16 protein-coding genes are annotated in these 22,469 nt (G+C 35.7%); 11 read left to right on the top strand and 5 right to left on the bottom strand.

Going from position 1 to position 22,469, the window contains the following annotated elements:
- Positions 1 to 188 precede the first annotated feature (188 nt).
- Positions 189 to 2,312 (top strand): hypothetical protein, encoded by a 2,124-nt coding sequence (locus B0A68_RS06120; protein WP_035689872.1) that lies wholly within the window; start codon positions 189 to 191, stop codon positions 2,310 to 2,312.
- Positions 2,313 to 2,514: 202 nt separating this feature from the next.
- Positions 2,515 to 4,365 carry a rhamnogalacturonan lyase gene (locus B0A68_RS06115; RefSeq protein ID WP_035689728.1) on the top strand — a complete coding sequence of 617 codons (1,851 nt, stop codon included), beginning with the start codon at positions 2,515 to 2,517 and terminating at the stop codon, positions 4,363 to 4,365.
- 34 nt (positions 4,366 to 4,399) lie between these two features.
- Here the strand turns inward: B0A68_RS06115 and B0A68_RS06110 are convergent, their stop codons facing one another.
- Entirely contained in the window at positions 4,400 to 5,926 is a 1,527-nt protein-coding gene (locus B0A68_RS06110; RefSeq protein ID WP_035689727.1) for a glycoside hydrolase family protein, read from the bottom strand.
- An 8-nt stretch (positions 5,927 to 5,934) separates the two neighbouring features.
- Entirely contained in the window at positions 5,935 to 8,115 is a 2,181-nt protein-coding gene (locus tag B0A68_RS06105; protein ID WP_035689726.1) for an HAD-IIB family hydrolase, read from the bottom strand.
- 165 nt (positions 8,116 to 8,280) lie between these two features.
- Here B0A68_RS06105 and B0A68_RS06100 point away from each other — a divergent pair, with 165 nt between their 5' ends.
- The 8 genes from B0A68_RS06100 (at position 8,281) to B0A68_RS06065 (ending at position 17,592) form a co-directional block, all read left to right on the top strand.
- Complete coding sequence (locus tag B0A68_RS06100) at positions 8,281 to 8,799, top strand: GNAT family N-acetyltransferase (protein WP_051892941.1); 519 nt, start codon at positions 8,281 to 8,283, stop codon at positions 8,797 to 8,799.
- Between the two features lie 266 nt (positions 8,800 to 9,065).
- Positions 9,066 to 11,300 (top strand): DUF6055 domain-containing protein, encoded by a 2,235-nt coding sequence (locus tag B0A68_RS06095; protein WP_035689725.1) that lies wholly within the window; start codon positions 9,066 to 9,068, stop codon positions 11,298 to 11,300.
- 193 nt (positions 11,301 to 11,493) lie between these two features.
- Positions 11,494 to 12,222: an NADase-type glycan-binding domain-containing protein gene (locus B0A68_RS06090; protein ID WP_035689724.1), complete on the top strand. Its 729-nt coding sequence runs from the start codon at positions 11,494 to 11,496 to the stop codon at positions 12,220 to 12,222.
- A 179-nt stretch (positions 12,223 to 12,401) separates the two neighbouring features.
- The gene (locus B0A68_RS06085; protein WP_035689723.1) at positions 12,402 to 12,923 is read left to right on the top strand and encodes an RNA polymerase sigma factor; all 522 of its coding nucleotides are present in this window, start codon (positions 12,402 to 12,404) and stop codon (positions 12,921 to 12,923) included.
- Positions 12,924 to 12,970: 47 nt separating this feature from the next.
- Positions 12,971 to 13,180, top strand: a complete 210-nt coding sequence (locus B0A68_RS06080) for a hypothetical protein (RefSeq protein WP_035689722.1) — start codon at positions 12,971 to 12,973, stop codon at positions 13,178 to 13,180.
- A gap of 11 nt (positions 13,181 to 13,191) precedes the next feature.
- On the top strand, positions 13,192 to 14,034 hold the full coding sequence (locus B0A68_RS06075) for a FecR family protein (RefSeq protein ID WP_035689721.1): 843 nt from the start codon (positions 13,192 to 13,194) through the stop codon (positions 14,032 to 14,034).
- A gap of 100 nt (positions 14,035 to 14,134) precedes the next feature.
- Complete coding sequence (locus B0A68_RS06070; protein WP_035689720.1) at positions 14,135 to 16,747, top strand: TonB-dependent receptor; 2,613 nt, start codon at positions 14,135 to 14,137, stop codon at positions 16,745 to 16,747.
- A 5-nt stretch (positions 16,748 to 16,752) separates the two neighbouring features.
- Positions 16,753 to 17,592 (top strand): DUF4249 domain-containing protein, encoded by an 840-nt coding sequence (locus B0A68_RS06065; protein WP_035689869.1) that lies wholly within the window; start codon positions 16,753 to 16,755, stop codon positions 17,590 to 17,592.
- Positions 17,593 to 17,726: 134 nt separating this feature from the next.
- Here the strand turns inward: B0A68_RS06065 and pgl are convergent, their stop codons facing one another.
- The 3 genes from pgl to gndA are packed head-to-tail and all read right to left on the bottom strand — an operon-like array spanning position 17,727 to position 21,393.
- Positions 17,727 to 18,443 (bottom strand): 6-phosphogluconolactonase, encoded by a 717-nt coding sequence (pgl, locus tag B0A68_RS06060; RefSeq protein ID WP_035689719.1) that lies wholly within the window; start codon positions 18,441 to 18,443, stop codon positions 17,727 to 17,729.
- Positions 18,424 to 19,956, bottom strand: coding sequence for a glucose-6-phosphate dehydrogenase (gene zwf, locus B0A68_RS06055; protein ID WP_035689718.1), 1,533 nt, complete (start codon positions 19,954 to 19,956; stop codon positions 18,424 to 18,426). The genes pgl and zwf overlap by 20 nt, the downstream gene beginning before the upstream one ends.
- Positions 19,957 to 19,983: 27 nt before the next feature.
- Positions 19,984 to 21,393: an NADP-dependent phosphogluconate dehydrogenase gene (gene gndA, locus B0A68_RS06050; RefSeq protein WP_035689867.1), complete on the bottom strand. Its 1,410-nt coding sequence runs from the start codon at positions 21,391 to 21,393 to the stop codon at positions 19,984 to 19,986.
- 476 nt (positions 21,394 to 21,869) lie between these two features.
- Here gndA and B0A68_RS06045 point away from each other — a divergent pair, with 476 nt between their 5' ends.
- Positions 21,870 to 22,469 (top strand): biliverdin-producing heme oxygenase, encoded by a 600-nt coding sequence (locus B0A68_RS06045; RefSeq protein ID WP_035689717.1) that lies wholly within the window; start codon positions 21,870 to 21,872, stop codon positions 22,467 to 22,469.

The following is a 22,469-nucleotide window of genomic DNA, read 5'->3' as shown; positions in this document are numbered from 1 at the left end:
ACCGCAAAGCACGCAAGTTTTTATATGATGCGTGACTTTAAAAATCGCAAAGGCCGCAAAACTTTGTGTCGATAGAGCTTTGCGAACTTTACGGTTTGTAAACCTATTATTAAGTAATAAACTTGCGTGCTTTGCGGTTAAAAATCAACACTAAACTTCAAATAAAACTATCAAAACAAAATAACCACATGAAAAACTATCAACTCATAACGGTATTCTTATTTTCGGTTTCGCTTTTTGCACAGAAAATCGATCGAAAGGCTCTCGTAACAAGGCATAACGTTCAAATTACAGCTATAGATACTTTAGCCTCGCTGACAGTAGGAAATGGCGCTTTTGCTTTTACTGTAGATGCGACTGGTCTTCAGAGTTTTCCGAAATTTTATGAAAACGGAATTCCGCTCGGAACACAGTCAGAATGGGGATGGGACAGTTATAAAAATACAGAGAATTACAAATTTTCTGAGACTTTAAGAGATTATCCGCAGTATGGCAGAAATATTTCGTACACTGTTCAGATCAAGGAACCTAAAAGAAAAGTAGATGCTGTAAACTGGTTCAGACAAAATCCGCATTTGCTGCAATTGGGGAATTTGGGTTTTGAAATTACCTTAAAAAACGGAAATCCTGCGAAACCTCAGGATATTAAAGCGATCAATCAAAAACTTAATTTATGGACGGGAGAAATCGAAAGTTATTTTGAAGTAGAAGGAACTCCGGTCACGGTAATAACGGCTTCTCATCAGGAAAAAGATGCGATTGGAGTTAAAGTTAAATCTGATTTACTGCAGCAAAAACGATTAAAAGTCAGTTTGAGAATTCCGTTTCCAACAGGAGAATGGGCCGATATGGGAACAAAATGGGAAGGTAAACAAGATTATAAAAGTACTCTCGCAGAAAAATCAAAAACAGAAGCAGTAGTGACACACATTATGGACAGTATTTCGTACCATATAAATCTGAATTGGAAGGGAAATGCTAAAATTAAAGAAACAGGAAAACATTATTTTGTTGTAGAATCTTCAGACAATACTTTAGAATTAAGCTGTCTTTTTGCTTTAGCAGAAAAAAAATCAATTAAAAATGCTTCATTTTTAGAGATTCAAAACAGCAGTATAAAAGGCTGGGAGCAATTCTGGAAAAGCGGCGCTGCAGTAGATTTTTCAGGAAGTTCAGATGTGCGTGCAAAAGAATTAGAACGAAGAGTTATTTTATCGCAATATCTTACCAAACTGCAATGTACAGGAAAAGTACCGCCGCAAGAAACGGGTTTAACTTACAACAGCTGGTACGGAAAACCGCATTTAGAAATGCATTGGTGGCATGGCGTTCATTTTGCACTTTGGAACAGACCGGAATTATTAGAAAAAAGTCTGCCGTGGTATCAGAAAGTTTTTGAAAAAGCGAAAGGAATTGCCAAAAGACAAGGTTTTGAAGGTGCAAGATGGCAGAAAATGGTCGATGCTGACGGAAATGAAAGTCCGTCTTCTGTGGGCTCTTTCCTGATTTGGCAGCAGCCGCATTTTATAACGTATGCAGAATTGATGTACCGCGCAAAACCAAATAATGCTACGTTGAATTTATACAGCGAACGCGTTTTTGAAACCGCAGATTTTATGGCTTCGTTTGCAAATTATGACAGTAAAACAGATCGTTATGTTCTGGGACCAGGCTTAATTCCGGCACAGGAACGTTTTAAAGCAATGGAAACTTTTAATCCTACGTATGAACTGGCGTATTGGAACTGGGCATTGAAAACGGCTATTGCATGGAAGAAAAAATTAAACCAAAAAGTACCGGAGAAATGGGAAACCGTTTTGGCTAAATTGTCGCCGCTTCCGGTTGCAGATCAGGTTTATCTGGCAACAGAAAGTGCCAAAGATTCTTATACAAATCTGGAGTTTAAAACAGATCATCCTTCTGTTTTAGGAACTTTCGGAATGCTGCCTGAAACTTCTCTGCTGGATAAAAAAATCATGAAAAATACCTTTAATCTTGTTTGGGATACTTGGTCGTGGGATAAAACCTGGGGCTGGGATTTTCCGATGACTGCCATGTCTGCAGCTCGTTTGCAAATGCCGGAGAAAGCCATCGATGCTTTGTTTATGAATGTAAAAACGAATACTTATCTTAAAAACGGACATAATTATCAGGCAGAAAGACTAACGCTTTATCTTCCGGGAAATGGCGGACTTTTGACTGCTGTTGCCATGATGTGCGCGGGCTGGGACGGATCTACAGAGGAGCATCCTGGTTTCCCAAAAGACGGAACCTGGAAGGTGCAAAGTGAAGGATTTAAGAAGTTTTTTTAGAGGTTCTAAGATACTAAGATGCTGAGGGACTAAGTTTTTTTTTCTTTTTTTCTCTCGCAAAGCAGCTAAGAAGCAAAGAAAAAAATATTTAAATAAAAGCTTTGCGACTTTGCGTGATTATTAGACTACAAACTTAAAGAAAACCTTGTGAACCTTGCGTAAACCTTAGTGTTCTTAGCGGTTAAACCTTAATATAAATTCTATGAAAAAATATATTCTCTTTTTATTGTTTTTTGTGAGTATGACAGTTTCGAGTCAAAGGCAAATGGAAAATTTAGATCGCGGCGTTATTGCCATAAAAGATAAAGGTCAGTTCTTTATTGGATGGCGCGTTTTAGGGACAGATTCTAATGATCTCGCTTTTAATTTATATCGAAAAACAGCAAGTAAAAAAGCCGTAAAATTAAATGACAAACCGATTGTTGGAGCAACCAATTTTTTGGACACAAAAGCTAACGTACAAGAAGAAAATACTTGGTTTGTAAAAACAGTTTTGAAAGGAAAAGAAACTGAAGCGCCGGGAAGTTTTACCATTGCCGCCAACAGTTTAGATAAAGAATATCTGCCGATTCCGATAAAAGCAGTTGAAGGATATATTCCGAATGACCTTTCGGCAGGCGATCTAAACGGTGACGGAAAATACGAATTGATTGTACACATGACTGGAAAAGCGCATGACAATTCGCATACAGGAATTACAGATCCGCCTATATTTCAAGCTTATACTTTGGAAGGGAAGTTTTTGTGGCAGATTAATTTAGGAAAAAACATTCGCGAAGGCGCACATTATTCCCAATTTATGGTTTATGATCTGGACGGCGACGGAATTGCGGAGTTTGTCTGTAAAACTGCAGACGGAACTACAGACAGCGCAGACACAGTTATTGGAGATGCATCAAAAGACTGGGTAGAACGAGATCCAAATTCTCCTGTTTATGGAAAAATCTTAAAAGGACCGGAGTATCTTTCTGTTTTTGACGGAAGAACCGGAAAAGTGATTACTACTGTCGATTATATTGCAGAACGCGGTGATTTAGCCGGATGGGGCGGAAGAGGAGGAAGCGGAGGCAATGATGCTAAAGGAAACAGAATTGATCGTTTTACGGCTTGTGTTGCTTACTTAGACGGGATACATCCGAGTGTTGTGATGTGCCGTGGTTATTACGGAAGAACTGTTTTGGCAGCATGGGATTTTAAAAATAAAAAACTGACTTCGAGATGGGTTTTTGACAGTAAAGATGCTGAGAATCCGTATTCCGGAATGGGAAATCATAATCTAACTGTGGCAGATGTAGATCATGACGGAAAAGATGAAATTATATACGGGTCAATGTGTGTCGATGATGATGGAAAAGGATTGTATACAACGGGTTTTAGACACGGAGACGCAATTCATGTTTCGGATTTGGATCTTGATGTTCCGGGTTTGGAAGTTTTTGGAATTCATGAAATTGAAAACGGAACTACAGGTCCGGGAGTTACATTGTTTGCCGCAGCCGATGGAAAAGTTTTGTTTACCGCTTCTCCAAATGAAGATGTAGGCAGAGGGGTGGCAGATAATATTGATCCAACAAGAATTGGAGCGCAATGCTGGTGGTCTGGTTCTAAATATTTATTTGATATGAAAGGAAATAAACTGGGCGACGCACCGACGGCAGCCAATTTTTTAATTTATTGGGATGGAGATTCTTCTCGGGAATTACTCAATTCTAATTACATCGATAAATATAATAAAGGAAGATTGTTTACTGCAGCTGGAGCAGTTTCTAATAACGGCACAAAATCGACTCCGGCACTTTCTGCAGATATTTTTGGCGATTGGCGCGAAGAATTAATTCTTAGATCAGAAGATAATAAAGAACTTAGAATTTATTCAACGACAATTCCAACCGAAATAAGACAGTATACTTTAATGCACGATCCGCAGTATAGATTGAGTATTGCTTGGCAGAATGTGGGTTACAATCAACCGCCACATACTAGTTTTTATATGGGATTTGGTATGAAACCTGCACCAAAACCCAATATTGTTTTAGTGCCGATAAAGAAATAATAAAAAGTCCTGATTCTAAATCAGGACTCTTTTTTTATAAATTTTTTCCGTCTGGCGGCATTTGTACTATTCGCGAATAATCTTTTAGATATTTATCGGGATCAGAAGTTGCGTATTCATTTTCAGGTTCAGGCAGAACGTGCATTTTAGAATCACTTATAGAAATAATTGCAGAACAAACATAAATACCAACCTTTCCTTCATTATATTTAAAATCAAGCAAAGTCAGTTTTACAACATCATTAATCGAAAGTTCGTAGTAATTTCCGTAACGGATAATCTTAAAATAAATCTGTTTTTCGTCTTTAATTTCAAATTGATTGGTTTGTATGTTTTCGAAAATGAAATTGTTTTTTACATCTTTTTCGTTAAATCCCCAAGCTCTAAACTGTACAAAACCATTCATAAAATCAATCGATATGTAATACGCGGTTCCTTCTTTGTCACATTCGATTACAAATCCCGTTTTTCCCATTCCCTCAACAGACAATGTTCCTTCCCACACAAAATCGATAGAAGGTTTTTCAAAACTATAAATTTCATAACCGCTTCGGCATCCAAAAGTCCACTTATCTTCAATCGTAGAAGATGCAGTCGGATTTCCTAAAACCGGCAGCGGCTGCGGCAGATCTTTTTGCAGTATGGTTTTCTGATATAGTTTTTCCCAAATATAATAAGACTTTAATAACAGCCTTCCGCTGGAATCAATGTCCAGTTCTTTTGGCGGCGGAATTACACGATGCGTATTTACATTTCCGTCGGCAAAATAAAAATTATAAACCAAAAAATGACTTCCGTCTTTTACCACTCTTGCAGCATAATTACCTTGTGGCAGCAATACATTATTGTGAAAAGCAGAATATTCGCCTCTAAATTCAGAAGCAGACCAATAACGAACTTTAATATCTTCTCTAATAGAGCCAATTAAATAATGTGTGCCTTTAATCTCGATAATACACGGACATTCTACATCATCATAAACATAGGGAATATGAAGTGGTTTTTGCAGTACAAAACCGCTTTTTTCTCTTTTGGCAATGGCGATACAGCCTCTTCTGTAAGTCGGTCCCGAAGCACTTCTGGCGCAAATCAGCAGATAATCGTCTCCTTTGTATTGATATTTAAAGGGATCGCGGAAACTAATCCATTCTCTGGGATTATTCTGCGGGCCTTCGTAATGTGGTGCTTCACTTTTAAAAGGCAGACCGTATAAATTTTCTTTAGTCCAATGAATCAAATCATCAGAAATGGCTCTTCCTATTTTCTGCTCAATACCTTTGTCCTGACGTTTAAGACCAGTGTAATAGAGTTCATACCCTTTTCCTTCTGTTTTTTTGCTGACGTGCATGGTCCATAACATATCATCATCCCATTCTCCCGGTTCTCCAACCCAAAGTGCATTTTTGACCCTTTTCCAGGAAAGGCCGTCTTTTGATACTGCATGTGCTATGTAATCGTGATTTGGAATAATTAAATGAAATAAATGATGAACACCTTTTTCGTCTATAAATACATCAACATCTCCGATTTCCCAATTGCTAAATCCTGAACTTGAATACATTTTATTATTTATTTAATGATTTTATAATGTTTTAATCCTTCTAAAATACCAAGTGAAGCGGCGCTTTTTGCAACATAAATACTTTTATTGGTTTCGTACGATGCTAATTCTGCACTTCGGTTTCCTACGATAATTCCTTTAACGGGGCCTCTAAACATATCAATGTCATTTCCAGAATCTCCGGCTGCAATTACATTTGTTAGAGGAATAGACCATTTTCGGCATAAAAACTTAATAGCATTTCCTTTTGATGCTCTTTTCGGAATAAAATCCAGAAACTGCCCGTGACTCGGAATAATATTTACTTTATACCATCCCGTTCCCAGAGCTGTGATTAATTCTTCATGATTGTAGTGTTCCTTTTCATAGTAATAAGAAATTTTATAAGGATTCTGAGCTTCTTCTTCCTGAAGCTTAATCCATTTAATCGATTTTAATCGATTTTCAATATCGTCTCTTTTCCAGCGTCCCGAAAGGAATTTTGCCCAGCCTTTGTCTAAAATATAATCTGTACCGTTAGTATAATATATTTCTGTGCCCACAGAACAGATAATAAAATCGGGCAGCGGAAACTGCTCTTCATTAATAACTTTTTTTACCAATTCAAGATTTCTGCCAGATGCCATAGCAAAAGCCATCTTATCGGTTCTGTTGGTAAGATGCGTTTTTAATTCTTCGAGTCCGGGATTGTTTAGTTTAGGTTCAATTAGCGTTCCGTCGATATCCGAAACCAATAAATTTTCGACTTTTCTTTTCAAACGGCCAATGTTTATATTGGTATACTGCTGTTTTTTGATTCCTAAGCCAGAAGAAAGCGACAGGTTTTCGTTAATAAGATCAACATATTGATCAACATGACTCAGCCAGCTGTAGTGTTTCTGAATGTTGGTGGCACCATTATTAGAATAATATTTCCATTTATTTTCGTCAGTCAAAACTTGTATTAACGCTTTTTTAATTTGATTTTCATCCTGTGGATCCACTAATTCTCCGTTTTGGCAGACTGGAATAATTTCAGAAGGACCGCCGTTTTTGGTAACGATTACCGGAAGTCCGGAACTTGCAGACTCAATTACCGTAAGACCAAAATTTTCATGAAGTGCAAGATTTACAAAAACGCCGCGCTTTTCTGCCGCATAGCGATAAATAATAGAAACCTCATTCTCAACGTCGTGTTTTTTAGGAATCGCCATTTTCCCGTACAGATCGTATTTGTCCATTAACAGCAATAAATCAGTCAGAACATTTTTTTCAGATTCGGGCATTTTCATAATATCCTTGCGGATACCTGCAAAAATGACCAGATTAGCAATACTCTGGAGTTCTTTGTCTTTACCGTAAACGTCTATTAAAGTATGAAGATTTTTATGACGGTCAGGCCTCGAAAGAGCCAGAATAATAGGTTTATGCGGATTGGTTAAGAACTTAGAAACAGTTTCAGAAACCCAGTATTTTCGCTGTGTTTCTTCCATGTGTTTTATGCTGTCCGGTTCCTGATAATAATACGGAACAAATTTTCGAGTATCAATTCCGGGTGAAATGGCGTGGTATTTTCCGAATTCAAAGTTTTTGTAAGCTTTGTAGGTTTCAATTTCCTGTTCTGTAGAAGTAACTATAAATTCAGACAGTTCGAGTGTTTTTTCTTCGGCAGCTATTCTTGCTTTAAATTTAAATTTCTTTTCAATATCTTCTTCAGATTCACCGCTTTCCAGTAATTTTTTCTTTTTATAAAATCCGAGTGAATGTCCGGTATGGGCAAAGGGAATATTTAATACAGCTGATAATTCTGCAGCAGCGTAACCGGCATCTCCATAATGAGAATGAATCCAGTCCGGATATATATTGTGCTGTTTGATGTGCTGCATGACGCCATTTACAAAAGTATCCAGGCCTTCCCAAAGTTCTTCTTTTGCTTTGTATTTTTTTCCCAGAAATGGAATTCTTCTAATGTCAAGTTTTTCGTTAATAATCTCTACAGGAACTGCATATTCGGGAGAAAGTGCCGGATCATCAATGAGTCTTGTAAATAAATGAACGTGTTCTACATCTTTGTGCTGCGATAAAAATTCTGCAAGTTCGTAAACGTATTTAGTTTGCCCGCCGTTATCTGCATCGCGGCCTATTTCGAGACCGGAACCTTTCAAAAGGCCGTGTATATTAATTAGTGAAATTCGTAATTTTTTCATCATTTATGATTGTTTGAAAATTTAAGTTACTAATAATAACGCGTTTTGCCTTGAATTTTTTAAAAAATATAACACTTTTAGTATATTCTTAAACTTTAAATAATAGGAATTTTGTCCTGATTAAGAATAAGAGTTATCTTTGAAGAATGCTTAAAAAGAATTAAAAAAATGCAGATAGATTATAAATTTGAAAAGGCAGAAATGGACCAAATTGATGCGATTTGGGAAATTTTGCAGTATGCGATTAAAAAACGAAAAGAAGAAGGAAGCAGTCAATGGCAGGATGGTTATCCTAATCCGGAAGTAGTTCAAAAAGATATTGAAAACGGTTATGGTTTTGTTTTATTAAACCAAAAAGATATTATCGGGTATTGCTCGATTATGATCAATAATGAGCCCGCATATGCAGAAATTAAAGGCGAATGGCTTACTAATGATGACTTTATTGTGTATCATAGAGTTGCTGTTTCAGAAAAATATCTGGGAAAGGGATTTTCTAAAGTAATGTTACAATCTATTGAAAATTTTGCTCTCGACAATAATATCTACAGTTTAAAAGCAGATACTAATTTTGATAACGCTCCAATGCTGGCTTTGTTCGAAAAAAATGGATATAAATATTGCGGCGAAGTCTTCTTTAGAGGAAGTTCCAGAAAGGCATTCGAGAAAGTATTAGAAAAAAAATAATTTTCTAAACGTATCGGCTCAAATTATCAGGCTCTCAACATTGTTGAGAGTTTTTTCGTTTTAGTCAGTAGATTATTCAAAAAGGGAATAATAGCTTCTAATAGCGTATAAAGCCAAAAAGTGTATTTTGTCGGATTTATTAAACATTTCGTCGATATTTTTTAATATTTATATAATAATTAATACATATATTCGTAAAAAAATTAGTGTAGAATTGACACTATTATTTTTCAATATTAAATTAACCCCCCAAATTAATTATTTATATGAAAACACTTTTTTTGCAAGTTCTTCTTTTACTCTGCAGTTACTTTGCTGCGGCTCAGAAAACCCTGTTCACACCTACAGAATGGAGTAATTCTAACAATGAGTTTTATAATAATGTATCGACTTCGAGAATGTATCAATCTGAAAATTTTGTCCTCTATTGGGGCGATAAAGTTGGTACAAATCCGGCAGCTTATTCAGATGCTTCGCTTCGTTTTGTTCCCAAGGCAGTAGCAGATACGTTAGAAAAAAGCTTTAAACGTTATGTTATAGATTTAAAATTTGTAAGCAATGCAGCTACAACAAATGTCGGAAAGTACAAAATCATTATCATGATGATGAATACCTGGAACTCTACAGATGAGCGTTTGCAGGCATTTGCGCATGCGAGTTCTTTTAGCAATACGATTGGAGCAATGTTTGTGCATCCGGAAGCAACGCGGGATGGAGGCGCATTGTCTCATGAGTTTGCTCATACCTTGCAGATGATGATGCGAATTCAGGAAAATCCAGGAAATGGTACTGCATTTGCAGGTTATGATTGGGCCGGACCGTTTTTTGAGGGTCATGCCAATTTTATGCGTGCGCAGACGTATCCGCAATGGGCAGAGATAGACGGAACTTTGACCCGATGGATTCAAACCAGAAATTTTATGTGGTCTTCTAACCGACATCATTACACTAATTTTCATTTACTTTATTATGTACAGGAAAAAGACGGTTTTGATTTTACCAGAAGAATGTGGGCAGAATCAAAAAATCAGGAACATCCGCTTGAAACGATCAAAAGATTAAAAGGATTTACTCAGGAACAACTCAACGATTATTTGTGGGGTTATGCGCAGAGACAGCCCGCATTTGATTATCCGATTCAATGGAATTCTCAAATAAATACGACAAGTAATTTTGGTAAAAAAATCAGAGAAGTTTACAAATCCATACAAAGTTACATGCCTCGATATACCAGCAGGCAGTTTACACTTTTGACAAAAGTTACAGGAACAACAGATCAGTTTTACACCAACAATGACTGGGCGCCGCAAGATTACGGAATGAATATAATTCCGTTATATCCAACTTGTACCGGAACAGAAAAAAAAGTTACCGTTAAATTTAAAGGACATACAGAAGTAAACCCAACGCAGGCCGGATGGCGATATGGTTTTGTAACCACCAAAACAGACGGTACAATTTCTCGATACAGCCCAATGTACAATGCAGACGGAGAAGTATCTTTTACTTTAAATACTGCAACAGAAGCCAATATGTTTTTGGTGGTATTTTCTGCTCCAAAAGTGCATGTCAATTATAATATGGACGAAGGATATCCTAAACAAAGAAGGTATCCTTATGAATTAAAAATTGCCAATGCTAATCCGGAAGGATTTCAACCCGCAGCTGATTTTAGAAAATTTCTTAAAACAAACGGACGCATTCATTCAAACGGCGGCGGATGGATTTCTAATAATGCTAGTGTAGCATCTTCTGTATATGTTGGGCCTTATGCAATTGTGAGAGGCGGTACTCTTTCTGGAAATGCCCGTATCGACGGATATGCAATGGTAGACGGCGGAAACATAAGCGGAAATGCTATTGTGAGAGACAATGCATGTGTGTACAATGCAACTTTATCCAGCAGCGCTGTTGTAGAAGGAAATGCCTGGATGGAAGGCGGTTCTGTAACCAGTACAGCCAATATAAAAGGAAATGCTATGCTGTTTGCCGGAAATTTTGGCGGTGCAGTGGTAGTAGGAGGTGATGCAGAAATAGGAAGCTGTTCTACAACAGGAGTTTATTTGCAGTTTCCGTATTGGAGAAATGGCAGAACAGAATGTGACGGCAAAGGTGCAGGTGATGTTTCTAATGTTGATATTAATACCGCTTTTACTAACTTTTCTGCTGCACAAATGGCCTTTAGTGTCACACCAACTTGTACGATTACACTTAGTAACAACACTGTAAATCTGGATCCGGCGGCTGATGTTAGTTTAAATATTTTTCCAAATCCAACCGGCGGTAATCTGACTGTTTCGTTTATGCAGACTGATCTGGAAAAAGTAAATGTTTCGCTGTACGATACCAACGGAAGAAGATTGGATGTAATTACCAACCAAATCTATGAGATTGGCAGAATTGATCTTTCTTATAATTGCAGCAACCTGAAACCTGGTGTTTATTTATTGCGCATTCAAACTGGAAACAAGACTGTAAATAAATCCTTTATTAAAAAATAATATTCTTTAAGCTGTGAATCAGCTGAATATAAAAGTCTGATTTTTTATAAATCAGGCTTTTTTTTATATTGCTATTTTCTGGATTGGAATTTTAGAAAAGAACAAATTGAAAATCTTACTTATTAAAGAAAAATATTGTTATTTTCGTTCCTTAATAGAGAATAATAATTGGAAGTAATTTCGAAATACCACTATGAAAAACTTAATGCTAACCGCTTTTTTTATCCTTACAGCGAGTTCGATTTTTGCACAAAATGAATTAAAAAACTATTTTCCTTCCCGGATTAACAAAGTAAATTTGACTGCTAAGATTGATAATGAAATAAAAAGGCAAAATGAACTTTTAGCAAAAAAAAATCTTACCGCAGCAGAGCAAAAAGAATTGAATGTCCTGCTTGAAAAGTATGGTGAAGTTGTAGAAAGTATGTGGGATATTATTGGCGGCGGCTGCAGCTGGTATTGTGCCGGAGGCAATTATAAAATCAAAGCATCATCTTCTTTAAATGCTGAAAAAGGAATAGATTATCAGGCAAAAAATGCAAATGATCTAGACTATCAGACCGCTTGGGTAGAGGGTAAATCAGACGAAGGAATTGGAGAATATGTAGAATATTCTTTTAAAAATAACAGTCCGCGGATTACCAGGATTATTATTTCTAATGGATATATGAAATCTGATGCGGCATGGAAAAATAATAACAGAGTAAAAAAAATAAAATTAAGTATCAACGGAAAACCATTTGGAATCTTAAATCTCGAAGACAGTAAAACCGACCAAAGTTTTGAACTGGGAACGTTTGGACACAATAAAAACGGAACAGATTTAGTTTTGAAGTTTGAAATTGCGGCTGTTTACAAAGGCGACAAATTTAATGACACTGCGATTACAGAGATTTATTTTGACGGAGTTGATGTTCATTAAACAATTAAAACTGCAGACTTTTTTAAGATTAATCTGCATACTAAATTAATTATAGAATAAAATTTCTGTTCTTTGCACTGCAAAATGACTCATTAAATTAAGATAATCTTAAGACGCCCAGTCTTAAAATACAATATTATTTTTATGATGGAGTTAAGAGTAGTGATTGTAATAATAATATGGACAATAAAAAGCTTATATTAAGTTTAAAAAATGGTGATAAAGCTTCTTTTAAGGAGGTTTACCTGAATTACTATGATAAGCTGATAAATATTGCCAAGAGATTTAATTTTACAGTTCTTACGCCTGAAGACTTTGTTCAGGAAAGTTTTTTGAGACTTTATAATAAAAGAGAATTACTTCATGAAGATGTTTTGCTGGATAAACAGCTGTTTACGATCTGCAAAAACATTATGCTTAACCACATTAATAGAGAAAATAAGATTATTCAGCTTGATTCTTTAGAAGCTGAAAGTGAACAGGAAGATCCAGAAACAATAATTTTTGAAGAAAGAAGAGAAAAATTATATAGTTTCATTAATCAGCTTCCCGAACAGCAGCAAAAAATATTTACTTTACATAAACTGGAAAACCTTAGCTATAAGGAGATTGCAGCAATTACAGATCTTTCTGAAAAAACAATTGCCAATCATATTTATCTCGCCAGTAAATTTATTAGAAAAAAAATCGAAAGTCATTAGGAACTTTTGCGTTCTCGATTGTTATATATAAAAACGAGAACGTAAAAATGAATATTGAGGCTTATAAAACGGATGTTACAACTAAGGAAGAAGCAAGTAAAATTGTAGTTCTTCTGCAGTTTATTATTTCTGATTGTATAATGAATTTTGACTTAGAAGACCGGGATCATATTCTGAGAATTGAAACCAATAGAGATATTAAAGATATGGTGTATGGTGTTTTTAATAAACAGGGATTTTACTGTCAAAAACTTTAACGCTCCAAAACATGGATGAAAAAAAATTAGAAGAAGAATTAAAAAGGATCTGGGATGAAGTTCCAGCATCTCATTCGGACAGCGTAAAAGAAGATTCCTGGGAAAATTTCCAGGCAAAAGCTTTTGTTTCAAAAACACAAAAAAATAAGCCTTGGTATTATTATGCAGCTGCAGCGGTTGTGTTTTTTGGACTTATTGGCACTGCTTTTTATTTTACTCAAAGTCCATTACAGAATAGTATAAATCTGGCGTCGAATGTTGTTGAAAATAAAACTCTCGAAGTAAAAACCATAATGCTGCCAGATAGTTCAAGAGTAGAATTAAATCCAAAATCTAAAATTGTCTATGGTGATAATTTTACTGTTAGCAGAAAAATCGAAATAGAAGGAGAGGCTTATTTTAAAGTAAAAAAAGATAAAAAGCATCCTTTTCAGGTTTTTTGTAATGAAACTACGACTACGGTATTAGGCACTTCTTTTACTGTGAGTGAATCTGATAAAGACAAAGTAGTGGTAGAACTTTACGAAGGAAGTGTTCAGATGAATGTGAAGGGTCAGGAAAAGAAATGGATACTGGAACCCGGCCAGAAATTTACATACGGAAAAGAGATTGCTGCGGTAGACGAATTTAATCGATTTACAGATTTTGAGAATGAAAAACTAACTGCAGTGAGCGCTTATATTCAGACGAATTACGGTTATAAAATGATAATTCCCGAGGAATATAATAACATTCGAATTACAGTTCGAATTAACAAAAAAGAAGATTTAAAAACGATTGTCCAACTAATGTCAGAAATGTATAACCTAAACTTTGAAATAAATGAAAAAGTAAAACAGATTACTTTTCAATAGAAAAGAAAAGGATGCACTAGCCGCGAAACTAAACATCCTCCTCATATTCAGGATAATATAAAATTATCCAATTTATTAATATTCAAAAATACAAAATTTCATGAAGCATATAATTTCAGCGTGCTTTTTTTTATTCAGTTTGTCTATGTTCTCCCAGAGCGTAAGTGTCACTGTAGATAAAACGGTAACTTTAAAAGAATTATTTAAACAAATTGAGAGTCAGACGGACTTTAAATTTGCTTTTACTGATCAGATTGATACCAATCAGAAATATTTTACTCAAAAAAATACTTACAGTAATATCGAAATTAAAAAGCTTATCAATGAATTTAATAAGAATTCGTTGATTCAGTTTTCGATAGTCGGAAACAATATTTTCGTAAAACAGAAAACAGCAAAAACATCCAAAAAAAAAAATAAGCTGAATGGTAAAGTTTTAGACAACAATAATCAAGCTGTTATTGGCGCCAATGTTTACATAAAAGAAATTGAAACTGGTGTAACTACAGATAATAACGGACTGTTTTCGATGGAAGTAGACCGCGGAACGTATACCGTTGTGATCAGTTATGTGGGGTTTAAAAACAGAGAAAGACAAATTACGGTTACAGATGATGTAACCGTTAATTTCAATATCGAAGACGACAGCCAGCAATTGGATCAGGTAATCGTAACGGGCACAAAAGCGGTCGATGTGAAGAATACCCAAATGAGTGTCAATAAACTGACAATGGAGGAAATTAAAAGAATTCCCGCAGCGATGGGCGAGCCCGATCCTCTAAAGTCAATTCTGACTTTGCCGGGAGTTACCAATGCGGGAGAAGCTTCATCAGGATTTAACGTTCGCGGCGGTGCTGCAGATCAGAATTTAATTCTTTTAGATGGTGCTCCGGTTTATGGAGACTCTCACATGTTTGGTTTTTTCTCTATTTTTAATGCTGATGTGGTGAACAGTTTAGATCTTTATAAAGGAGGAATTCCTTCTAAATTTGGAGGTCGTGTTTCTTCTGTTTTAGACGTAAACCAGCAGACAGGTGATTTTGAAAATTACAAAGTAAATGGAGGTATCGGTTTAATATCAAGCCGATTAATGGTGCAGGGACCTATTCAGAAAGACAAAGGTTCCTTTATTATTGCAGGACGTACTTCTTATGCGCATTTGTTTTTAAAACTGGCCGACAATAATAATTCGGCTCTATTTTACGATCTAAACGCAAAGTTAAATTACCGTCTTGGTGCCAATAATACTATTGCTTTTTCAGGATATTTTGGTAATGATGTATTTGATATAAGCGACCGTTTTGGAAGCACATTCGGAAATAAAATGGCAATTTTAAGCTGGAAACATACTTTTTCAGATCGCATCAACTCCAATTTATCTGCTTATTACAGTGATTATAATTTTAATCTGAATATACCGACAGAAAACTTTGAATGGGATAATACGATCAAAACTTACGGATTGAAGTACAATTGGAATCATTCCTTAACAGAAAAGTTTAAACTGAATTATGGTATTGACGGACAGTATTATAATTTTAATCCGGGTACAGTACAGCCAACAAGTTCAGATTCGCAGTTTAACTATAAGCAGCTGGATAAAAAATATGCTTTTGAATCTTCTGTTTATCTTGATTTTGAACATCAGATTACAGAGAAATTAAACCTGCGTTACGGGCTTCGTTACAGTATGTTTTTACGTTTAGGAAATGAAAATGTGAATACTTATGAAGAAGGAAAAGCAGTAGTATACAATCCGTTATATAATATTTATGAGGAAGGCACTCCAACCGGAAGCATATCTTACGGAAGCGGCAAAACCATAAGTAAATTTGATAATCTGGAACCTCGCGCCGCACTATCCTTTGCCTTTAATGAAAACACTTCTGTAAAAGCAAGTTACAACAGAATGGCACAATACATTCACATGCTTTCTAATACACAGTCTCCGCTGCCCATGAATATCTGGACACCAAGCGGGCCATTTGCAAAACCGCAGTTATTGGATCAATATGCAGTAGGGTTTTTTAAAAACTTTAGAGATAAGGATTATTCTTTTGAAGGAGAGTTGTTTTACAAGAAAATTCAAAACCGAATTGACTATATAGACGGTGCATCTATATTAGCCAATAATGATATCGAGCAGGTGATCTTAAGCGGTAAAGCCCGATCTTATGGTATGGAATTATTATTTAGAAAAAACACTGGAAATTTTACAGGCTGGGTTGCTTATACTTTGTCAAGAGCAGAGCAAAAAACGCCGGGAAGAACAGCAGAAGAACCAGGTATTGCCAATGGTAATTGGTATCTTTCAGGATATGATAAACTGCACAACCTAAACATTGTAGGAAGTTATTTGTACAGTCCAAAATGGTCCTTTAATGCTAATTTCTCACTGCAGTCAGGCCAGCCTGTAACGTATGCAAACAGTTATTATGAGTTTGGCGGTATCAACATACCCAATTTTTCACTTCGAAACGAAAACAGACTCCCATTGTATCACCATTTAGATCTTGCGGCAACTTATACGCCTAAACCAGATAAAAAGAAAGGATGGCAGAGCTATTGGGTATTTAGTCTTTATAATATTTACAATAGAAAAAATGCTGCTTCGATGACGTTTGCAACCAATGATGACACAGGAGTAAATGAAACCAGAAGATTATCCATTTTTGGAATAGTTCCCGGGGTTTCTTATAATTTTAAATTTTAATGAATATGCAAAAGTTAAAAACATATAATTTTAAAAGTAAAGCACTGGCTTTATTAGGGATTCTTTTTATAGTTCTTTTTTCGTCTTGTGAAGATGTGGTTAATCTTGATTTAGAAACTGGAGAAACCAAGATAGTAGTTGATGCTGAAATTATCTGGAAAAAAGGAACTTCTGGTAATGAGCAGACAATAAAAATAAGTAAAACAGCTCCTTATTATGATAATGTTACGCCAAAAGTATCAGGAGCACAGGTGAGAGTTGAAAATACTACTGGTGGTGTTTTTACTTTTAATGAAACAGCACCTGGTATATATGTATGTACAGATTTTGTTCCGGTGATTGATATGGAGTATACATTGTATGTGCAGGCAGAAGGACAGAGTTTTAAAGCTTCTGAAAAACTAACTTCTGTAACGCCAATTGATAAAGTAGAGCAAAAAATTATTCCGGATTTTGGCGGAGAAGATATCATCGAACTTACATTTTATTATAAAGATCCGGCAGAGCAGCTTAATTATTACCTCACCGATTATAAAAGTGAATTTCTGTTGTTTCCCGAATATGAAATGACAGATGATGATTTATTTAATGGAAATGAAATTAGTACACGTTTCTCAGACGAAGATATGAAACCAGGTAATACTGTGGTAATTACACACCGCGGCATTTCTAAAAACTTCTATAATTATATGAATCTTATTTTAGAAGTCTATGGCGGAAGCCCTTTTTCTGTTCCTCCGGGAAATATAAGAGGTAATGTCGTAAATGTCAATGATGCAAACAATTATGCAATGGGCTATTTCAGGTTATGTGAAGCTGATACCGTTACTTATTTAGTAAAATAAAAACTTAATTCGTTAAGTTGATTTGTGCGTACATCTGGCATATAAAATATTTTATGTCAGGTGTATTTTTTTTTTTAAATGAAAAAACCTATGCGTTTGGCATAGGTTTTTGTATGAAATTGTTAACGAACTTTCTAAACTGTTCCTGCAGCACTTTTATCTACAAGGAATAATAATTCTCCCGAAACGGGTTTAATCAACTGCATCGGGTAAGTAGTCGGATTGTAAGCTCCGGTTGTTACCTCCTTTAATGCATGAGTTTTTTTCTCTCCAAAAGCGACTACAATAATTTTTTCGGCTTTGTTAATTAGCGGCGCTGTAAGCGTAATACGGTGCATTTTTTGAGGCGCTAAATAATAAGCATCAACCCATTTGTTTTGTTCTTCTAAAACCGCTTCACCGGGAAAAAGAGAAGCTGTGTGACCGTCATCTCCCATTCCTAATAAGATTAGGTCAAATTTGCCTTCTTCGCCTAATATTTTTCTGATGGTTTGTTCGTAAGTGATTGCATATTCTTCAGGAGTAACGCCGTCCTTATACATTTGAAAAATATTTTCGCTTGGAATGGCCACGTGGCTTAGTAATGTGCTATACGACATTTTTGCGTTGCTAAGATCGTCACTCAGCGGTACCCATCGTTCATCGCCCCAAAAAACATATACTTTACTCCAATCAATTTTATCTTTGTAAGCATCAGAAGCTAGTAGTTTATAAATTCCGGCTGGAGAAGAACCTCCCGTAAGTACAACAGTAAACTTGCCCCTTTTTGCAATTGCGTTTTGTGCGTTTTCTACAAAAAGATCTGCAGCCGTAGTATTTATTTCTTGGGTATTATTGTAAATCTGTATCATCTAAAACTTCTTGTTTTGTTTGTGTATTCGGGATCCATTTATGTCCTTGGCGTGCCAGTAATTCGTCTGCTTCTTCAGGCCCCCAGCTTCCCGCTTTGTAATTTGGAAAATTGGCTGGAGCTGTAGTTTTCCATACTTGCTGAATGGTATCAATTGCGTCCCAAGCCTCTTCTACCTGATCCCAGCGCATAAATAGCGTAGGATCTCCTGCCAAAGCATCTGCTAATAAAGTTTCATAAGCTTCTGGCGACATAGTGGAGCATTCAAAATAATCAAATACCATTTCAGCTGGTCTTAGTGACATTGACAAACCAGGTTTCTTGGTCATGAACTGCAATTTGATATCCATAGACGGCTGAATGTTGATAATCAGTCGGTTTGGAGTCATTCCTCCTTTTCCATAAGAAAATGAAGAATGCGGTACTGGCTTAAACTGAATAATAATAGAAGATTGTTTTTCTTCCATTCTTTTTCCAGAGCGCAAGTAAAACGGAATTCCCTGCCATCTCCAGTTGTCCAGGTAAATTTTCATTGCGACATACGTTTCCGTATTAGAATCTGGTGCAATTCCTTTATCCTGACGATATCCAGGAACCGGAGTTCCTTTTATTTCACCTGGACCATATTGACCTCTTACAATGTAATGATCAACTTCATCTGGTTTGATACGGCGAATCGATTTTAAAACATCGGCTTTACGATTTCTAATGTCGTCTGCTGCTAAGGAAGCAGGCGCTTCCATAGCCGTCATACATAAAATTTGAAACAAATGATTCTGAATCATATCTTTTAATGCTCCAACGCCTTCATAAAAACCGCCTCGTTCTTCAACGCCCACTTCTTCTGCGACAGTTATTTGAACAAAATCAATAAAATTACGGCTCCACAAAGGTTCAAACATCGAATTTCCAAAACGGAAAGCAAGAATGTTTTGAACTGTTTCTTTACCTAAATAATGATCGATTCTGTAAATCTGTTCTTCCTTGAAAGTCTGCGAAAGCATTTCATTCAATTCAATTGCAGAAGCTTTATCGTAACCAAAAGGTTTTTCAATAATAATACGATCCTGATTAGCATTCGCCGCAAGGCCTATCTTTTTTATATTACTTGAAATTGTTGAAATAAAAGAAGGCGTGATCGAAAGGTAAAAAAGACGATTGGCGCGTTCTCCAAAAGCTTCGTCAAAACTGTTTATCTTTTCGTTTAATCCCTGATACGATTCTTCTTTGTCAATATCTAAGCTGTGATACGATATGTGAGAAAGAAATTTTTGTGTTTCTGGATCAGAAATCTCTTTTTTTCTTGAAAAGATATTTAGATTTTCTGCCACATAACTGCGAAAATCTTCATCGCTTTTTTCTGCTCTTCCAAGAGCAATAATCTGAAACTTCTCCGACATACGGCCGTCTAAGTACAGATTTTGAAATGCGGGAAAGAGCTTTCTCTTTGCCAGATCTCCGGTTCCTCCAAAAATTACGATAATTGTTGGATTTATATTTTTATTTTTAGTCATTGTGTGTAGTTGTGTTGCTTAAAATTCTTATTCAGACCATTGTGTATGGAAAACACCTTCTGTATCAATACGTTCGTAGGTATGCGCGCCAAAATAATCACGCTGCGCCTGAATTAGATTTGTTGGAAGATTTTCTGATCTGTAAGCATCAAAATAAGCTAATGAATTCATAAGTCCTGCAACAGGTATTCCTTTTTGAACTGCAAACTGAACAACGCTTCTCATTCCTGCTTGATTCTCTGATAATTCTGAAGCGATTCCGCCATCTAAAAGAAGATTTGGCAAATCTGATTTTGTGCCGTATGCTTTTCTAAAATCTTCTAATATAGCAGCACGAATAATACAGCCCCCGCGCCATATTTTGGCAACAGTTTCTAAATTTAATCCGTAATTGTATTCTTTAGAAGCTGTATGAAGCTGTGCTAATCCTTGTGCATAAGTCACAACAATAGAAAAATATAATGCTGATTTTAGAGAAGCAATTGCTTCGCTTGTGTTTACGGAAGTTTCGGCATCTTTCCAGACTAATTTTTTAGCAGCTTCAATTCTTTCCGGTTTGGTTTTAGACATATCGCGCATGTTAACCGCAGCGTCGATAGTTGGTACGGGAACCTGCAAATCCATTGCATTTTGCGAAGTCCATTTTCCTGTTCCTTTAGATCTTGCCCAATCAGAGATTTTATTGATTAACAAGCTTCCGTCTTCGTCTTTTTGTTTCAGGATGCTTCCGGTAATTTCGATCAAATAAGATTTAAGTTCATCGGTTTTGTTCCATTCTTCAAAAGTTTTCTGAATAGTATTTTCATCCAAATTATAACCTCTTTTCATAAGATCATAAATTTCAGAAATCAACTGCATAATTCCGTATTCGATTCCGTTATGAACCATTTTTACATAATTACCTGCAGATCCGTTTCCTAGATATTCTACACAAGGTTCACCATCTACTTTTGCTGCAATAGCTTCAAAAATTGGTCGAAGTCTTTCGTATGCTTTTTGGTCTCCTCCAGGCATCATTGCAGGACCAAATCTTGCTCCTTTTTCGCCGCCCGAAATTCCCATTCCAAAAAAATGAATTCCCTTTTCAGACAATTCCAAAAACCTTCTGTCTGTATCGGTGAAGTAAGTATTTCCTCCATCGATGATAATATCTCCCTGATCTAAATGCGGTAGTAAGCTGGCAATTGCGCTGTCTACAGGTTTTCCTGCAGGAACCAGCAGCATAATAGCTCTTGGTTTCTGAATAAGTTCTACAAAATGTTTTACATCTGTTGTAGCTTCAATAATATGATTAGAATCGGCTTCTTGTTGAAGAGAGTTGACTTTTTCGGTGTCTAAGTCTAAACCTGCAGCCGCAAAGTTATGGCTGGCGATATTTAAAAGTAAGTTACGGCCCATTACACCGAGTCCTACTATTCCAAAATCAAATTTGCTCATAGTTTTTTTATTAACTAAATTATTAGTGTGTTGTTGTTTATTACTGAAATAAGAAGTTTTACTGTTTTTAATGCGATTAATCATTAATTGACAGTATTGTTTTACAACTCTTACTTATTTAAGATTTGCTGGGCTAAGTTAAAAAAAAGATGCCAATATTAAGGCAGGATTATGTGTATTTATCCCATTTTGGCGTCCTGTTTATTGGTGTAAATGACACACTTAATTATTTTGATTTTTGTATTTTAGAGTACAAAAGCTTTTAGTGATGCCATTCTTAGTAATAAATCTCAGCACATCACGATAAAAGGCTCATTCCTTTTAACTGCTTTTGATGTTATTTCAATTGAATTGTGATTTAATTTTATCCTTTGAAACAATGGTGTACTTTAAAATAAGAGTTTAATATATTTTTTTTTAAATTTGTATTTCTGGAAGCTGTTGAAAGACTCTTCTAAATAACGAAATTTTACCTAATGAGCTCGAATACTTCTTCTTCTTTAATATCCTCCAATTTCCTTAACGATTTAAAAACTCACACAGCCGAATCTCATAAAAAATTAGAAGGACTTCCAGTTTCTGCTTCTATTTTGTCACCAGATATGAACATAGAAAATTACTGTAATTATATTAGTTTAATGCATGATGTTCACAATAGTGCCGAAGAGGTTGTTTTTCCTTTATTATCTAATATTGTAGATGATTTGAAGGACAGAAAAAAGAAACATCTTATAGAAGAAGATCTTTTATTTCTTGATTGCAATAAAACGGTTTCTACAAGCGTTTTTAATGCTCCGGAAATGTCTGTTCCATTTGCACTTGGAATATTATATGTTATTGAAGGTTCGAGTCTTGGAGGCAGATTTATTTTAAAAAATGTTGCACTAAATCCAAAACTTTCCGGTAATCAAGGTGTATCGTATTTTAGCGGTTATGGAGACAGAACAGGAAGTTATTGGAAATCATTTCTAAATACACTTTCTGAATATGAACAGACTAATAATTGTGGAGATGCAATTATAGAAGGAGCAGTTTATGCATTTAACCGTATTTATTATCACTTTGGGGGCAGATAA

It is taken from the genome of Flavobacterium reichenbachii (genome assembly GCF_002217435.1).
Lineage (GTDB): Bacteria > Bacteroidota > Bacteroidia > Flavobacteriales > Flavobacteriaceae > Flavobacterium > Flavobacterium reichenbachii.
The sequence above is the reverse complement of the archived record's forward strand: the minus strand, read 5'-3'. Positions and strand labels throughout refer to the sequence as shown.

Bases quoted from the DNA above. Each gene is read 5' to 3' on its own strand.
- B0A68_RS06120 (WP_035689872.1), top strand. From the start codon at position 189: ATGAAAAACTATCAACTCATAACGGTATTCTTATTTTCGGTTTCGCTT.
- B0A68_RS06115 (WP_035689728.1), top strand. From the start codon at position 2,515: ATGAAAAAATATATTCTCTTTTTATTGTTTTTTGTGAGTATGACAGTT.
- B0A68_RS06110 (WP_035689727.1), bottom strand. From the start codon at position 5,926: ATGTATTCAAGTTCAGGATTTAGCAATTGGGAAATCGGAGATGTTGAT.
- B0A68_RS06105 (WP_035689726.1), bottom strand. From the start codon at position 8,115: ATGATGAAAAAATTACGAATTTCACTAATTAATATACACGGCCTTTTG.
- B0A68_RS06100 (WP_051892941.1), top strand. From the start codon at position 8,281: ATGCAGATAGATTATAAATTTGAAAAGGCAGAAATGGACCAAATTGAT.
- B0A68_RS06095 (WP_035689725.1), top strand. From the start codon at position 9,066: ATGAAAACACTTTTTTTGCAAGTTCTTCTTTTACTCTGCAGTTACTTT.
- B0A68_RS06090 (WP_035689724.1), top strand. From the start codon at position 11,494: ATGAAAAACTTAATGCTAACCGCTTTTTTTATCCTTACAGCGAGTTCG.
- B0A68_RS06085 (WP_035689723.1), top strand. From the start codon at position 12,402: ATGGACAATAAAAAGCTTATATTAAGTTTAAAAAATGGTGATAAAGCT.
- B0A68_RS06080 (WP_035689722.1), top strand. From the start codon at position 12,971: ATGAATATTGAGGCTTATAAAACGGATGTTACAACTAAGGAAGAAGCA.
- B0A68_RS06075 (WP_035689721.1), top strand. From the start codon at position 13,192: ATGGATGAAAAAAAATTAGAAGAAGAATTAAAAAGGATCTGGGATGAA.
- B0A68_RS06070 (WP_035689720.1), top strand. From the start codon at position 14,135: ATGAAGCATATAATTTCAGCGTGCTTTTTTTTATTCAGTTTGTCTATG.
- B0A68_RS06065 (WP_035689869.1), top strand. From the start codon at position 16,753: ATGCAAAAGTTAAAAACATATAATTTTAAAAGTAAAGCACTGGCTTTA.
- pgl (WP_035689719.1), bottom strand. From the start codon at position 18,443: ATGATACAGATTTACAATAATACCCAAGAAATAAATACTACGGCTGCA.
- zwf (WP_035689718.1), bottom strand. From the start codon at position 19,956: ATGACTAAAAATAAAAATATAAATCCAACAATTATCGTAATTTTTGGA.
- gndA (WP_035689867.1), bottom strand. From the start codon at position 21,393: ATGAGCAAATTTGATTTTGGAATAGTAGGACTCGGTGTAATGGGCCGT.
- B0A68_RS06045 (WP_035689717.1), top strand. From the start codon at position 21,870: ATGAGCTCGAATACTTCTTCTTCTTTAATATCCTCCAATTTCCTTAAC.